Source organism: Streptomyces sp. TLI_146 (assembly GCF_002846415.1).
Taxonomy (GTDB): Bacteria; Actinomycetota; Actinomycetes; order Streptomycetales; family Streptomycetaceae; genus Streptomyces.
On sequence record NZ_PJMX01000001.1, the window covers coordinates 4145727 to 4160879 of the forward strand.

Consider the following 15153-nt stretch of genomic DNA (forward strand, 5'->3'; position numbering starts at 1 on the left):
GGGCGCCGAAGCCTCCGCCCTGGGGCGGCGTCGGCTCGCCCGGCGGCTGCTGGGGCGGCTGGGGGGCTGGCTCATGGCGTACGTACCTCTGCGGAAAGGAAGTGGGCGGGAGCGGGCGCGTTCATCAGTTGCCGAACCCCATCAGGGCCTTCTCCTTGGTGTCGCCCTTGGGGCTGGAGACCCGGCCGTTGAGGATGAAGAGCCGGCCGTCGCGGTAGGCCACGTGCTTGGAGAAGAAGCCGTTCTCGATGGAGGCGGTAGACGCCGGGTTCTGGAGCACGGTCTTCGGCTGGCCGCCGGTCGCCGCGATCTCCGCGACCGCGCCGCCCTTCTCGGTGGTGGGCGCGATGTAGGCGAGGACCTTGCCGTTCTCGGAGGTCAGCGGCAGCATCGTGCGGTCGCCGCCCGCGCTCGAACGCCACTTCTCCTTGCCGGTGTTGAGGTCGAACGCCACGACCTCGTTGGTGCGCCCGTAGCTCTCGCCGGTGCTGCGCTTGGGCTCGGTCGGCAGGTACAGCGTGTTGGCGTCGGCGGCGGTGCCCAGGCAGCCCTGGAGGTCGCGGTCCATGATCGCCCAGCCGCACTCCGGCTGGAAGCTGTCCTTGCTGCTCAGCTCGGAGCGGAGCGAGCCGTCCGGCTTGAACGTCGAGATGTTGTACTGCTTCTTTTCCTTGTTGGTCAGGTAGACCACCAGCGGGTCGGCGGAGAAGACCCGGGAGACCTTCCAGCCCTTGGGGAACTGCTTGGTCCACTTGGGCTTGCCGGTCGTCGCGTCCAGCTCCTGGATCTGGTCGATCCCGAGCGTGTCACCGCCGACCGTGCAGCTGCCCGCCGCGACCAGGCGGGGGCCGCCCGCGAAGGCGTCCGCGCGGCAGTTGCCGCTGCGCTCCTGGCCGAAGATCTTCTTGCCGTCGAGGACCGAGAAGCCGCTGACGCCGCCCATCCGGGCCACCGCCACGGTGTTGCCGCTGATCGCCATGTCGAAGCTGGTCATGATGTCGAAGGCGTTCTCCGACGGGACCGCCACCTTCCAGCCCGCCTTGCCGGCCGCGAGGTCGACCTGCTGGAGCTGGTTGCACTTGGCGTTCTTGGTGTTGTTCTCCTGCACACCGAGGACGATCTTGCCGTCGGCGGTGGTCTGGTGCGGCGCGCCGCACAGCGGAGCGCTCAGCGGCACGCTCCACTTCTGCTTGCCGTCGGTCACCGAATAGCCGGTGACCTCCTTGTACATCGCCTTGACGACGGTGTCGCCGATCACCCAGGGGCCGGACTGCTCGGCGCCGTTCTGGGTCAGCTGGGTGGCGTTCTCCTGGAGCCAGACCTTCGCCTCGCCGTCCTTGCGGCCCGCGTTGAGGTCGTCGCCCCCGGCGCGGCCGTCGCCCTTGCCGTCGCCGGTGTCCGCCGACGCGGAGCCGGTCGGCTTGACGCTCTCGCCCGTCTTCGCCACGGGCTTCTTGTCGTCACCGTCGCCCTTGGTGGCGAAGTACACGCCGCCGCCGATCACCAGCAGACCGGCCACGGCCGCCGCCACGATCACCGCGGGCTTGCCCTTGAAGGGGTTGCGGCCCCCGCCCGGCTGCTCCGGCATCGGGGCGCCCGGGTACTGCGGCTGCGTCGGGTAACCGCCGTACGGGCCCTGCTGGCCGTAGGGGCCGGGCTGCTGGCCGTACGGGCCCGGCTGGCCGGGGGCCTGCGGGTAGCCGTAGCCCGGCTGGGCACCGGGCTGCTGCGGATAGCCGTACGCGGGCGCGCCCTGCGGCGGGGCGGGCGGCATCGCGGGCGGCGGGCCCGCGGGCGGCGGCGGCATCTGCGGCGGCTGGGCGGGCGGGGTGGGTGCCCCGGCGGGCGGGTCCGTGGGTGCCCCGAAGCCCCCCTGCGGCGGCTGCTGGCTGGGCGGCTGGGTCACAGCGTGTTTCCCCCTTCGTGCGGACCGCTGTCCGAACGGACTCCCCCGCGTTTCCGGAGCGGAATCGGACATGGTCCCGCACAGTTTGCGTCAGTCGAGCGGGGCTTCTTTCTATCACCCGCAACCCCTCGAACAGGGGGCCGGTCCGCCCCTGTTCCCAAGGGCGGACCGGCCTGTGATGTGCCTGTTATGGAGTTTGCACGTGCTCTTTACGACTCGTCACGCGACCTCGACAGTCACACGCGTCCCACGTGTTACTGGGCCTCCTCGGCCAGTTCCAGCCAGCGCATCTCCAGTTCGTCGCGCTCGCCGATGAGGCCGCGCAGCTCCGCGTCGAGCTTGGCGACCTTCTCGAAGTCGGTCGCGTTGTCGGCGATTTGTGCGTGCAGGCTGGTCTCCCGGTCGGAGATCTTGTTCAGCTGGCGCTCGATGCGCTGGAGTTCCTTCTTGGCGGCCCGGCTGTCGGCCGACGAGGCCGTACCGGCGGGCCGGGCGGCGGCCTGCGCCGGGGCGGGGGCCGCCTCCTCGATCATCCGCCTGCGCCGCTCCAGGTACTCGTCGATGCCGCGCGGCAGCATCCGCAGGGCCGCGTCGCCGAGCAGCGCCCACACCCGGTCGGTGGTGCGCTCGATGAAGAACCGGTCGTGCGAGATGACGACCATCGAGCCGGGCCAGCCGTCGAGCAGGTCCTCCAGCTGGGTCAGGGTCTCGATGTCGAGGTCGTTGGTGGGCTCGTCGAGGAACAGCACGTTCGGCTCGTCCATCAGCAGCCGCAGCAGCTGGAGCCGCCGCCGCTCACCACCGGAGAGGTCCCCGACGGGAGTCCACTGCTTCTCCTTGCCGAACCCGAACTGCTCGCAGAGCTGCCCGGCGGTCATCTCCCGGCCCTTGCCCAGGTCGACCCGGTCCCGGATCTGCTGGACGGCTTCGAGTACGCGCAGGGTGGCGGGGAGTTCGGTGACGTCCTGCGAGAGGTAGGCGAGCCGGACGGTCTTGCCGACCTTGATCTGCCCGGCCGCGGGCTGCGCCTCGCCGCCGGTGCGCTGCGCCTCGGCCAGCGCGCGCAGGAGCGAAGTCTTGCCCGCGCCGTTCACGCCGACCAGGCCGATGCGGTCGCCCGGGCCGAGCTGCCAGGTCAGGTGCTTGAGCAGCACCTTCGGCCCGGCCTGGACGGTCACGTCCTCCAGGTCGAAGACGGTCTTGCCGAGCCGCGCGTTGGCGAACTTCATCAGCTCGGAGGTGTCGCGCGGCGGCGGCACGTCCGCGATGAGCTCGTTGGCGGCCTCGATGCGGTAGCGCGGCTTGGAGGTGCGGGCGGGGGCGCCGCGCCGCAGCCAGGCCAGCTCCTTGCGCATCAGGTTCTGCCGCTTGGCCTCCTCGGTCGCGGCGATGCGCTCGCGCTCGGCGCGGGCGAACACGTAGTCCGAGTAGCCGCCCTCGTACTCGTACACGCTGCCCCGCTGGACGTCCCACATCCGGGTGCAGACCTGGTCGAGGAACCAGCGGTCGTGGGTGACGCACACCAGCGCCGAGCGGCGGGCCTGGAGGTGGGCGGCCAGCCAGGAGATGCCCTCCACGTCCAGGTGGTTGGTGGGCTCGTCCAGGATGATCAGGTCCGGGTCGGCGATGAGGATCTTGGCGAGGGCGATACGGCGGCGCTCGCCGCCGGAGAGGGGGCCGATGACCGTGTCGAGCCCGCTCTCGAACCCGGGCAGGTCGAGGCCGCCGAAGAGTCCGGTGAGCACGTCGCGGATCTTGGCGTTGCCCGCCCACTCGTGGTCGGCGAGGTCGCCGATCACCTCGTGGCGGACGGTGGCCTTCGGGTCCAGCGAGTCGTGCTGCGTGAGCACGCCGAGCCGCAGCCCGCCGACGTGGGTGACACGGCCGGTGTCCGCCTCCTCCAGCTGCGCGAGCATCCGGATGAGGGTGGTCTTGCCGTCTCCGTTACGGCCGACCACACCGATCCGGTCCCCTTCGGAGACGCCGAGGGAGACGCCGTCGAGCAGGGCACGGGTGCCGTATACCTTGCTGACTGCCTCGACATTGACCAGGTTGACGGCCATTTCACTCCTGAACAGGGGGGCTGAATCGTCCCCAAGGTTACGTCCCCGGCTGCGCCGGGTGCCCCGGCACCGGCCGCCGCTTCGCTTACGTGGTGCGGTGCCTTCAGGGGCGCGGGGAACTGCGCGACCAGCCACGCACGGTCCGCACCCGTAAGACGTCGTTCTTCACCTGCGGGCCGGTGGGGGCTGGTCACGCAGTTCCCCGCGCTCCTGAAAGCCTGGTGGCTGAGCCCGAGACACACCCCGCCCCAGCCCCCAGCTCAGGCAGACACGATCGTCGCCCCGGGCGCCGGGGACACGGCCGCCCTCGCGGAGCGGCACGTGTCGGATGTCGTCAGGGCGGTCGCGATCTTTTCGGCGGATGCCGCGTCCTGCGCCAGGAAGGCGGTGGTCGGCCCGGACCCTGAGACCAGGGCCGCCAGCGCACCCGCCTCCACGCCCACCGCCAAGGCGCTCGCCAGGGACGGCCGCAACGACAGGGCCGCGGCCTGGAGGTCGTTGGTGAGCGCGCCCGCCAGGGCGACGGCGTCGCCCGAGCGCAGCGCGTCCAGCAGTACCGGATCCGCCTCCGGCGCCCCCGCGTCCGGCGTCAGGCGGTCGAACTCCCGGTACACCGCGGGCGTGGACAGCCCCCCGTCCGCCGCAGCGAACACCCAGTGGAAGGAGCCCCCCACCTCCAGGACGGAGAGCTTCTCGCCCCGGCCCGTGCCCAGCGCCGCCCCGCCGACCAGGCTGAACGGGACGTCGCTGCCCAGCTCCGCGCAGATGTCGAGGAGCTCCGCACGCGACGCCCCCGTACCCCACAGCGCGTCGCACGCGACCAGCGCCGCCGCGCCGTCCGCGCTGCCGCCCGCCATGCCGCCCGCGACCGGGATGTCCTTGGCGATGTGGAGGTGGACGTCGGGCGCAAGGCCGTACCGCGCGGCGAGCAGCTCGGCCGCCCGCGCCGCCAGGTTCGTACGGTCCAGGGGGACCTTGTCCGCGTCCGGGCCGGAGCACGTGATCCGCAGCGAGTCGGCCGGGGTGGCCGTGACCTCGTCGTACAGGCCGACCGCGAGGAAGACGTTGGCCAGGTCGTGGAAGCCGTCGGGCCGGGCCGGGCCGACCGCGAGCTGGACGTTGACCTTGGCGGGGACCCGGACCGTGACCGCCCCCGGCTGCGTCACTTCTTCGCCTCCGCGATCCGCGCGAACTCCTCCACCGTCAGCGCCTCGCCGCGCGCCTGCGGCGAGATCCCGGCCGCGACCAGCGCCTCCTCGGCGAGCGCGGCCGAACCGGCCCAGCCGGCCAGCGCGGCCCGCAGGGTCTTGCGGCGCTGGGCGAAGGCCGCGTCCACCACCGCGAAGACCTCCGCCTTGCTGGCGGTGGTCGCCACCGGCTCGGTGCGCCGCACCAGCGAGACCAGGCCCGAGTCGACGTTCGGGGCGGGCCAGAAGACGTTGCGGCCGATGGACCCGGCGCGCTTGACCTCCGCGTACCAGTTGGCCTTCACCGACGGCACGCCGTACACCTTGTTGCCGGGCTTCGCCGCGAGCCGGTCCGCGACCTCCGCCTGGACCATCACCAGGGTGCGCTCGATCGTCGGGAAGCGGTCCAGCATGTGCAGGAGGACGGGCACGGCCACGTTGTACGGAAGGTTCGCGACCAGTGCGGTCGGGGCGGGCCCCGGCAGCTCCTGGACCACCATCGCGTCGGAGTGGACCAGCGCGAAGCGGTCCTTCTTCGCGGGCAGCCGGGCCGCGATCGTGCCGGGCAGCGCGCCCGCGAGGACGTCGTCGATCTCGACGGCCGTCACCCGGTCCGCCGCCTCCAGGAGCGCCAGGGTCAGCGAGCCGAGGCCGGGCCCGACCTCCACCACGACGTCGTCGGGCCGCACCCCCGCCGTCCGTACGATCCGGCGGACCGTATTGGCGTCGATGACGAAGTTCTGACCGCGCTGCTTGGTGGGGCGTACGCCCAGCGCTGCGGCCAGTTCACGGATGTCGGCGGGGCCGAGGAGGGCATCGGGCTCAGTGGTGCTCACCGATACAGCCTACGGCCGCAGTGCGGCCACGGACTCGACCCCCGCTGTACGTAGAGCTTCTTCGCCCGGAACGTCTGCTCGGAGGCGCTGGCGTGCTGCGGCAGGCCGCTGCCGCCGAGGGCGTGCCAGGTCCGGCCGTCGAACTGGTAGAGCCCGCCGTAGTTCCCGGTCGGGTCGACCGCCCCGGGGCGCCCGCCGGACTCGCAGTGGGCCAGCCCGTTCCAGTCGAGGTGGTCGGCGCCGCCGACCGAGGTGGGCAGCGGCTTGGTGCCGACCCGGACGGTCTGGGTGACGGGCCTGCGCACCACGTGCTCGGCCACCTTCTTCGGCTTCTGCCGGACGCCGTCGACGATCCGCAGCGCGTAGGTGACCTTGCGGAAGCCCCGCTGCCCGGGCCGGTCGACGACCTCGGTCCCGGCGAAGAGCGAGTCGTCCTTCGTCTTCTCCACCTCGTACGGGATGGGCTCCTCGCGGACCTCGCGGGTGCCGGTGATCCGCATGACGGTGATCGTCTGGCCGTCGCGGGGGAAGGCGGCGGTCGGCACCGAGGTGGTGTCCTGGCCCCGCAGCGAGATCCCGGCCTCCTCGATGGCCTCGGCGACGGTGGCCGCGTTGGTGCGGATCGTGCGCTCGCGGCCGTCGGCGAGGAAGGTGACCTGGCGCTCGGTGCGCACGTCCAGACCGATCCCGGCGCGGCCGATCTCGGAGGAGCGCGAGGCCGACAGATACGCGCCCTCGGCCCGCACCCCGAGCTGACGCAGGGCCCCGTCGACCGTCTGGGCGGTGGTCCACACCTGGCGGCGCCGGCCGTCGAGGGTGAGCGCGACGGGGCGGCCGTAGCGGACGACGACCTCGTCGCCGCCGGCCAGCCGCTCATGGCGGCCGGGCGCCACGATGTCGTGGTCGCCGACGCTCACGTGCTGGTCCGCGAGGAGCTCGTCGACGTCGTCCGCGAAGGTGTGCAGGGTGCGCGGCACCCCGTCGACGGTGAGCCGCACCGCCTTGTCGTTGGCGAGGAACGCGGTGGTCCCGCCCGCGAGGAAGGCGACCACCAGCGCCTGCGGGATGATCTTGCGCAGGGTGTCGGGCCCGGCCCCGAACAGCGCCCCGGCGCTCCTGCGCCGCCGCGCGGCCCGCCGCGCCCCGGCCCGCGAACCCTCGTCCCGGCCCGCGCCCTGCCTGGGGCCGGGCACCTCGGCCGGCTGCGTCTCGTACGTGTCGTACGAGGGCGGCGCGCCCTCGGCGTACGGCGGCTCGGCGGTTCTGGTCGCCGCGCGGCGGCCGCCGCGTGCGGCACGGTGACTGCCCTGCGTATTGCTCACGGCGCTCCAGAGTTCCGGCCGGTCGTCCCGTCGAGGCCGGGACATTAGCGGAGCGCCGGTCACCGTCCAAAGCGATTCGACTACGGAGCGTCGCCGCGCTACCCTGCGCTCGCCCAGTCGGAGCACCGCTGCCGTTATCGGTCAGTAATCGAAGGCGCGCGCGGTGTTGTCCGCGATGGCCGCGGCCAGCACGTCCTCGTGAATCGACTTCACCGCCGCCATGGCCCGCACCGTAATCGGAATGAGATACGGCGCATTGGGCCGTCCGCGGTACGGCGCCGGGGTGAGGAAGGGCGCGTCCGTCTCCACCAGGACCAGTTCGAGGGGTGCGACGGCGAGCGCGTCGCGCAGCGGCTGGGCGTTCTTGAAAGTCATGTTTCCGGCGAAGGACATGAAGTACCCGGATTCCGCGCAGAGTTCCGCCATTTCCGCGTCACCGGAATAGCAGTGGAAGACCGTGCGGTCCGGGGCGCCCTCTTCCCGCAGAATGCGCAGCACATCCGCGTGCGCCTCGCGATCGTGGATGACGAGCGCCTTTCCGTGCCGTTTGGCGATCTCGATGTGTGCCCGGAACGAGCGTTCCTGGGCGGCCATGCCGTCGGCCCCGGTCCGGAAGTAGTCGAGCCCGGTCTCGCCGACGGCCTTGACGTGCGGGAGGGCGGCGAGCCGGTCGATCTCGGCGAGCGCGTCGTCGAGGGCGGCGTCGCCGCCGGGCTGCCGCGCCCCCTGGCGCGACCAGCCGTCGGGGTCGCCCAGGACGATCCTGGGCGCCTCGTTGGGGTGCAGGGCGACGGCGGCGTGCACGTTCTCGTGCGCCTCGGCCGTGTCCGCCGCCCACTGGGAGCCCTTGAGGTCACAGCCCACCTGGATCACCGTGGTCACGCCCACGGAGGCGGCCTTGGTCAGGGCCTCCTCCACCGTGGTGGACTGCATGTCCAGGTGGGTGTGGGAGTCGGCCACCGCCACACCGAGCGGTTCGGGCAGGGGCGGCGGGGCATCCTTGGCGGCACTCATGGGGCCGATCCTATGAAAGGCCCCGGCCCGTCACTTCTTGTGGTGGTGCTGGAAGGGGTGCAGGAGGTCCGACAGGTGCCAGTGGTGCTCCGGCCGGGGCTCGCCCGCGGGCTCGGCCGCCGCCGGGGTGTCCGGCTCCGGGTCGCCCCCGGACCCCACGGGACCGGCGGGCGCCTGGTGGGTCGAGTGGTGCGCCAGCCACTGCTGCACGCTGGAGACCCGGCCGGCGCGCAGGGTGCGCACGACGTGCCCGCCGCAGTTCAGACAGGTGGGGTGGGAGAGCGGTGACGGCACCCGTTCCCCGTTCGCCTTGTAGACCACGAACGGCTCCCCCTTGCCGTCCACGTAGTGCTCTATGTCGTACGCCTGCTCCCAGCCATACCCACACCTCATGCACGCGAAGGCGTATGCCTCGTGCGCCGTGGTCTCAGCGATCTCACTCATATGCCGGCTCCTCTTGTCCGCTGGACAAGCTCTTGCGAGCGCTCTCCTTGCGAGCGGGGGCGAAAGCGTCCCCCGGTCCATGGGACGCCTTTCGCCGCCAAAACGCATCAGGGGCTGTCGAGTGTTGGTGCCGATTTGGCCTTTCCTAGGAAAAAGCCCCGGTGCGCGGCCTGCGCTTTACTTTTTACGATAGTCCTTTGCCATCCGCGGGTGCCTGTCGTGCCGCGTTCTTTGCCGCCACGACCGCGTCGAACACCTCGCGCTTGGGCAGGCCCGCTTCGAGGGCCACGGCGGCGATCGCCTCCTTGCGCCGCTCCCCCGCCTCCTCGCGCACCTGCACCCGGCGCACCAGCTCCTCGGCGTCCAGCTCGGCAGGCCCGCTCTCGGCCGCGCCCTCCACCACCACGGTGATCTCGCCGCGCACCCCGTCGGCGGCCCACTCGGCGAGGTCCTTGAGGCTGCCGCGCTTGACCTCCTCGTACGTCTTGGTCAGCTCGCGGCAGACGGCGGCGCGGCGCTCGGCGCCGAAGACCTCGGCCATCGCGGCGAGCGTGTCGTCGAGGCGGTGCGGGGCCTCGAAGTAGACGAGGGTGCGGCGCTCGTCGGCGACCTCGCGCAGCCGCCCGAGGCGCTCGCCCGCCTTGCGCGGCAGGAAGCCCTCGAAGCAGAACCGGTCGACGGGCAGCCCGGACAGGGCGAGCGCGGTGAGCACGGCCGAGGGCCCGGGTACGGCCGTGACCTTGATGTCCTTCTCGACGGCGGCCGCCACCAGCCGGTAGCCGGGGTCGGAGACCGACGGCATCCCGGCGTCGGTCACGAGCAGCACGCGCGCGCCGCCCTCCAGCGCCTCGACCAGCTCGGGCGTACGGGCGGACTCATTGCCCTCGAAGTAGGAGACCACCCGCCCCGAGGTGTGGATGCCGAGCGCCCGGGTCAGGCCGCGCAGCCGCCTGGTGTCCTCGGCGGCGACGACGTCGGCCCGCTCCAGCTCGGCGGCGAGCCGCGGCGGCGCGTCCGCGATGTCGCCGATGGGGGTCCCTGCGAGTACGAGTGTTCCGGTCACCCCGCCATCCTCCCAGCCCCGGGCGCCCCCGGTCGCCCGGGCGGGTTCTGGCCCGGCCACGGGACTCGCACAGGCGCTTTCCCTACGATGGCGCGGTGACCAGTACTGCGCCACACCCCCTTGAGGGCCATGACGCCGGAGATCCGCCGCCCGGCTGGCAGGACCGGCTGCGCCGCTTCGGCTACGCGGCCCGGCCGAGAATCGGCCTGCGCGACCGGCTGGTGCCGCCCTACACCCGGCCGTCCGGGCAGCTCTGGGCGGTGCTGAAGGTCTCCCCGCCGATGGCCGAGCGCCTGGTGCGCTGGTCGGCGTGGGGCGGGCCGCTGCTGGTCACGCTGGTCGCGGGGGTGCTGCGGTTCTGGAAGCTGGGCAGCCCGGACGCGGTGATATTCGACGAGACGTACTACGCCAAGGACGCCTGGGCGCTGATCAACCGCGGCTACGAGGGCGCCTGGCCCAAGGACGTCGACAAGTCGATCATCAAGGACCCCTCGTCGGTGCCGATCCCCACCGACCCGGGCTATGTGGTGCATCCGCCGGTCGGCAAGTACCTGATCGGCATCGGCGAGAAGTGGTTCGACTTCACCCCGTTCGGCTGGCGCTTCGTGATGGCGGTGCTCGGCACGCTCTCGGTGCTGATGCTCTGCCGGATCGGGCGGCGGCTGTTCCGCTCCACGTTCCTGGGCTGTCTGGCGGGCCTGCTGCTCGCGGTGGACGGGCTGCACTTCGTGATGAGCCGGATGGCGCTGCTCGACCTGGTGGTCATGTTCTTCGTGCTCGCGGCCTTCGGCTGCCTGCTGATCGACCGGGACCGGGCGCGGGCCCGGCTCGCGGCGGCGCTCCCCGAGAGCGAGGACGGCGACCTGCGCCCGGACGCGACCGTCGCGGAGGGCCTGCGCCTGGGCTGGCGCCCCTGGCGGATCGCGGCCGGGGTGATGCTGGGCCTGGCCGCCGGCACCAAGTGGAACGGCCTGTACGTCCTGGTCTTCTTCTGCGTGATGACGGTGCTGTGGGACGCGGGCGCCCGCAGGACGGCGGGCGCGGTGCGGCCGTACCGCGCGGTGCTCAGGAAGGACGTGCTCCCCGCGTTCGTCTCCACGGTCCCGGTGGCCCTGGCGACGTATCTGGCCTCCTGGACCGGCTGGTTCATGACCGACAAGGGCTACTTCCGGGACTGGGCGCACGGCCGCGACGGCCTCTCCCCCGACCATGTGAAGCTGCCGCTGCTGGGCGAGGTGAGCCTGCCGCAGTTCGACATGAGCTGGATGCCCGAGTCGCTGCGCAGCCTGTGGCACTACGAGGCCGAGGTCTACAGCTTCCACGTCAACCTGCACGACAAGCACACCTACCAGTCCAACCCGTGGAGCTGGATCGTCCTGGGCCGCCCGGTCTCGTACTTCTACGAGAGCCCCTCGCCCGGCACCGACGGCTGCCCCTCGGACACCTCCGGCAAGTGCGCCCGCGAGGTGCTGGCGCTCGGCACGCCGCTGCTGTGGTGGGCGGCCTGCTTCGCGATCCTGTACGTGCTGTGGCGCTGGGTGTTCCGGCGCGACTGGCGGGCGGGCGCGATCGTCTGCGGCATCGCGGCGGGCTGGCTGCCGTGGCTGCTCTACCAGGACCGCACGATCTTCTTCTTCTACGCGGTCGTCTTCGTGCCGTTCCTGTGTCTGGCGGTGGCGATGATGATCGGCGCGATCCTGGGGCCACCGGGCTCGGACGAGCGGCGCCGGGCCATCGGCGCGATCGGTGCGGGCGTGCTCGTGCTGCTGATCGTCTGGAACTTCATCTACTTCTGGCCGCTGTACACGGGCACGGCGATTCCGCTCGATTCCTGGCGAAACCGGATGTGGCTGGATACGTGGGTGTGACCCGGTGAGTGGTGTCCCGGTCCGGTAACGGGTGGGGCTGGTGTCAGTGCTGTCACGTAAAGTTCCTCCCAAGCATCTCTTGAACACGTTCAAGAGACTCCTGGGGAGGGGCTGCAGATGCGCAGTGGAGCCAAGGCCGCCATCGTCGGCGGCGTGTTCGTGGTGGTCGGCACCGGCGTGGTGTACGGCGGCTACCAGATGCTGGCCGGGGACGACTCGTCCCCGGGCCCGCACACCAAGGCCGCGCCGGTACGGACCGGGCCGCCCCGCGCCGACGAGATCACCAAGACCGCGCAGGCCTTCTTCGACGCCTGGTCGAAGGGGGACGCGACGGCGGCGTCGGCCCTGACCAACAACAACGCCGCCGCACAGACCGTGCTCGCCGCCTTCCACGACGAGGCGCACGTGGACAAGGTGACGATCACGCCGGGGACGGCCACGGGGGCGACCGTTCCGTACACGGTGAAGGCGGAGGTCGCCTACGAGGGGAAGACGGCGCCGCTCGCCTACAGCTCCCAGCTGACCGTCGTCCGGGGCGTGACCACCGGCAAGGCGCTGGTGGACTGGCAGCCGGCCGTCGTCCACCCGAAGCTGAAGGCGGGCCAGAAGCTGGTGACCGGGGCGGCCAAGAACCCCGAGATCGAGGCCGTCGACCACCGGGGGCGGGTGCTGACCAAGGAGAAGTACCCCTCGCTGGGCGTGGTCCTGGACGCCCTGCGGCAGAAGTACGGCGCCAAGGCCGACGGCACGCCCGGCGTGGAGACCTGGATCGAGGGCGGCGGCGCCGACAGCACCCCGAACCAGACGCTGCTCACCCTGGCCAAGGGCAAGCCCGGCAAGCTGACGACGACGCTCGACGCGGACGTACAGGCGGCGGCCGAGCAGGCGGTGAAGCAGTTCGCGGAGTCGTCGGTGGTCGCGATCGAGCCGACCAGCGGGGCGATCCGGGCGATCGCCGACAACCGCAGGGACGGGTTCCCCGCATCCCTCCAGGCGTCCATCGCGCCCGGCTCCACGATGAAGATCGTCACGGGCGCGATGATCATCCAGAACGGGGTGGGCGGCGCGAACCAGAAGGTCGAGTGCCCGGCGACGGTCCCGTGGGAGGGCTACACCTTCCACAACCTCAAGGACTTCACCATCCCCGGCGGCACCCTGACCGACGCGTTCGCCAGGTCCTGCAACACCGCCTTCATCAAGCCGGTGAAGCCGCTCACCGGCAAGGGCGTCGCCGGGACCGCGCTCGGCCAGACCGCCCGGGACTACTTCGGGCTCGGCCAGAACAATTGGAAGCTCGGCGGGGTGAAGTCCTTCGACGGCAGCGTCCCGGAGTCCTCCGGCGTGGAGACCGCCGCCTCCTACATCGGGCAGGGCAAGGTCCAGATGAGCCCGCTCGACATGGCGTCCGTCTCGGCCACCGTGATCAACGGCGGGTTCCGCCAGCCGGTGATCGTGCCGAAGGACCTGGACGGCCGCGAACTGGCCACCGCCAAGCCGCTGCCCGACTCGCTGGCCGCCCAGCTCCGGCAGATGATGCACGCGGCGGCCGTCAACGGGACGGCCGTGAAGGCGATGGCAGGGGTGCCCGGACCCAAGGGCGCCAAGACCGGCTCGGCCGAGGTGGACCAGCAGGGCAAGTCCAACAGCTGGTTCACCGGGTACGGCAACGGGCTCGCCGCCGCCGCGCTCGTCCAGTCCGGCGGACACGGCGGGGACGCGGCGGGGCCGATAGTGGCGCGGGTGCTGCGGGCGGGCTGAGCGGGCCGGGGGCGGACCGGGGGCAGACCAGGGGCGATCGGGGGGCACCCCCGGGGGGGGAGCCGAAACGCCCTCGCATGGGGCATACAACGACCGCTAGCCTGCGGGGGCATGAACGCTCAAGATTCCGTTGCCCACCCCCGGTTCGCCGAGGCGCTGCGCGCCCTCGGGCTCGACGTGGAGGTACGCCGCTTCCCGGACGCCACCAGGACCGCGGCCGAGGCGGCCGCCGCCATCGGCTGCGACATCGGCGAGATCGTCAAGTCGCTGGTCTTCGAGGCGGACGGGGTCCCGGTGATCGTCCTGATGGACGGCTCGTCGCGGGTGGACGTGGAGCGCGTACGGCACGAGCTGGGCGCGGAGAAGGTCAAGCGGGCCGGGGCGGAGCTCGTACGGGAGACGACGGGGTACGCGATCGGGGGCGTCCCGCCCTTCGGCCATGTGCGCCGCACCCGGGTCCTCGCCGACCGCGCGCTGCTCGACCACGACGTGGTCTGGGCGGCGGCGGGCACACCCCACACCGTCTTCCCGCTCGACCCGAAGACGCTGATCGGGCACGCGGGCGGGGCGCTGGTCGACGTGCGCGAGCGCACGGCGTGACGCTGACCGTCGCGCTGGCCGTCCTGCTCGCCGCCGTCACCCACGCCTCGTGGAACGCGATGGCGCACACGATCAGGGACCAGCTGGTCGCGTTCACGCTGATAGGCGGCGGGGGGACGGTGATCGGCGCGGTGCTGGCGGTGTTCGCGCCGCTGCCCGCCTCGGGCGCCTGGCCGTACCTCGTCGCCTCGGCCCTGCTGCACACCGCCTACCAGGTGCTGCTGATGCGGTCGTTCAGCCTGGGCGACTTCGGGCAGATGTATCCGATCGCGCGGGGCACGGCGCCGCTGGTGGTGACCGTGCTGGCGGTGCTGTTCGTCGGCGAGAGCCTGAACGCGTGGCAGGCCGCGGGGGTGGCGGTCGCCTCGGCGGGGCTAGTCGGGGTCGCCCTGTGGGGCATCCGGGGCTCGGGGGCGCGGCCGCACTGGCCCGCGCTGGTGGCCGCGGGGGCGACGGGCCTGTCGATCGCGTCCTACACGGTGGTGGACGGCGTGGGCGTCCGCGCCTCCGGCACGCCCGTCGGCTACATCGCGTGGCTGATGGTCCTGGAGGGGCTGCTGATCCCGGGGTACGCGCTGTACCGGCGCCGGGGTGCGCTGGTGGCCCAGCTCCGGCCGTACGCGGTGCGGGGTCTGCTGGGGGCGGCCCTTTCCATGACGGCGTACGGCCTGGTCCTGTGGGCCCAGACGCGGGCTCCGCTGGCGCCTGTGGCGGCGCTGCGGGAGTCCAGCATCATCGTGGGGGCGGCGATCGGGGCGCTGTTCTTCAAGGAGCGGTTCGGGGGGCCGCGGATTGCTGCGGCGGGGGTGTTGGTGGTGGGGATCGGGTTGCTGCTGCGGGCGGGGTGACCGGCGGTTTTTGCCCCACCCCGCCCCTTCCCGAAACTCTCCGAGGGCTGTCGTCCAGCTGCGGACCGTGGGTGGCTGGTCGCGCAGTTCCCCGCGCCCCTAGGTAGTTAGGGGCGCGGGGAACTGCGCGAGCAACCCAGCACGGTCCGCAGACGAAGCACCCGGCCGCCCGCCCAGGGCTTTCGGGAAGGGGTGGGGTGGGGTGGGGGAAGAAAGCCCCCGGCCACCACGTTTCAATGGACCG

At 72.1% G+C, this 15153-nt stretch carries 12 protein-coding genes; 4 read left to right on the forward strand and 8 right to left on the reverse strand.

The window, feature by feature from the left end:
* Positions 1–124 precede the first annotated feature (124 nt).
* The 8 genes from BX283_RS18560 to rsmI all read right to left on the reverse strand — a co-directional run bounded on the left by BX283_RS18560 (position 125) and on the right by rsmI (position 9835).
* A complete protein-coding gene (locus BX283_RS18560) occupies positions 125–1906 on the reverse strand; it encodes a PQQ-binding-like beta-propeller repeat protein (protein WP_180357189.1) in 1782 nt (593 codons plus the stop codon).
* Between the two features lie 254 nt (positions 1907–2160).
* Positions 2161–3969 (reverse strand): ABC-F family ATP-binding cassette domain-containing protein, encoded by a 1809-nt coding sequence (locus BX283_RS18565; protein ID WP_101388694.1) that lies wholly within the window; start codon positions 3967–3969, stop codon positions 2161–2163.
* 260 nt (positions 3970–4229) lie between these two features.
* Positions 4230–5135: a 4-(cytidine 5'-diphospho)-2-C-methyl-D-erythritol kinase gene (locus tag BX283_RS18570; RefSeq protein WP_101388695.1), complete on the reverse strand. Its 906-nt coding sequence runs from the start codon at positions 5133–5135 to the stop codon at positions 4230–4232.
* Positions 5132–5992, reverse strand: a complete 861-nt coding sequence (gene rsmA, locus BX283_RS18575; RefSeq protein WP_101388696.1) for a 16S rRNA (adenine(1518)-N(6)/adenine(1519)-N(6))-dimethyltransferase RsmA — start codon at positions 5990–5992, stop codon at positions 5132–5134. The genes BX283_RS18570 and rsmA overlap by 4 nt, the downstream gene beginning before the upstream one ends.
* Complete coding sequence (locus BX283_RS18580) at positions 5989–7314, reverse strand: ubiquitin-like domain-containing protein (RefSeq protein ID WP_373979189.1); 1326 nt, start codon at positions 7312–7314, stop codon at positions 5989–5991. The genes rsmA and BX283_RS18580 overlap by 4 nt, the downstream gene beginning before the upstream one ends.
* Before the next feature lie 141 nt (positions 7315–7455).
* The gene (locus tag BX283_RS18585) at positions 7456–8328 is read right to left on the reverse strand and encodes a TatD family hydrolase (protein WP_101388698.1); all 873 of its coding nucleotides are present in this window, start codon (positions 8326–8328) and stop codon (positions 7456–7458) included.
* Positions 8329–8358: 30 nt separating this feature from the next.
* Complete coding sequence (locus tag BX283_RS18590) at positions 8359–8772, reverse strand: hypothetical protein (RefSeq protein ID WP_101388699.1); 414 nt, start codon at positions 8770–8772, stop codon at positions 8359–8361.
* A 184-nt stretch (positions 8773–8956) separates the two neighbouring features.
* Positions 8957–9835 (reverse strand): 16S rRNA (cytidine(1402)-2'-O)-methyltransferase, encoded by an 879-nt coding sequence (gene rsmI, locus BX283_RS18595; protein ID WP_101388700.1) that lies wholly within the window; start codon positions 9833–9835, stop codon positions 8957–8959.
* 95 nt (positions 9836–9930) lie between these two features.
* Between rsmI and BX283_RS18600 the strand changes: the two genes are divergently transcribed.
* The 4 genes from BX283_RS18600 to BX283_RS18615 all read left to right on the forward strand — a co-directional run bounded on the left by BX283_RS18600 (position 9931) and on the right by BX283_RS18615 (position 14909).
* Positions 9931–11703: a dolichyl-phosphate-mannose--protein mannosyltransferase gene (locus BX283_RS18600; RefSeq protein WP_101388701.1), complete on the forward strand. Its 1773-nt coding sequence runs from the start codon at positions 9931–9933 to the stop codon at positions 11701–11703.
* A 117-nt stretch (positions 11704–11820) separates the two neighbouring features.
* Positions 11821–13461, forward strand: coding sequence for a penicillin-binding transpeptidase domain-containing protein (locus BX283_RS18605; protein ID WP_180357190.1), 1641 nt, complete (start codon positions 11821–11823; stop codon positions 13459–13461).
* Between the two features lie 111 nt (positions 13462–13572).
* Positions 13573–14061 (forward strand): YbaK/EbsC family protein, encoded by a 489-nt coding sequence (locus BX283_RS18610; RefSeq protein WP_101388702.1) that lies wholly within the window; start codon positions 13573–13575, stop codon positions 14059–14061.
* Positions 14058–14909, forward strand: coding sequence for a DMT family transporter (locus BX283_RS18615; RefSeq protein ID WP_101388703.1), 852 nt, complete (start codon positions 14058–14060; stop codon positions 14907–14909). Before BX283_RS18610 ends, BX283_RS18615 begins: the two co-directional genes overlap by 4 nt.
* Positions 14910–15153: the final 244 nt, after the last annotated feature.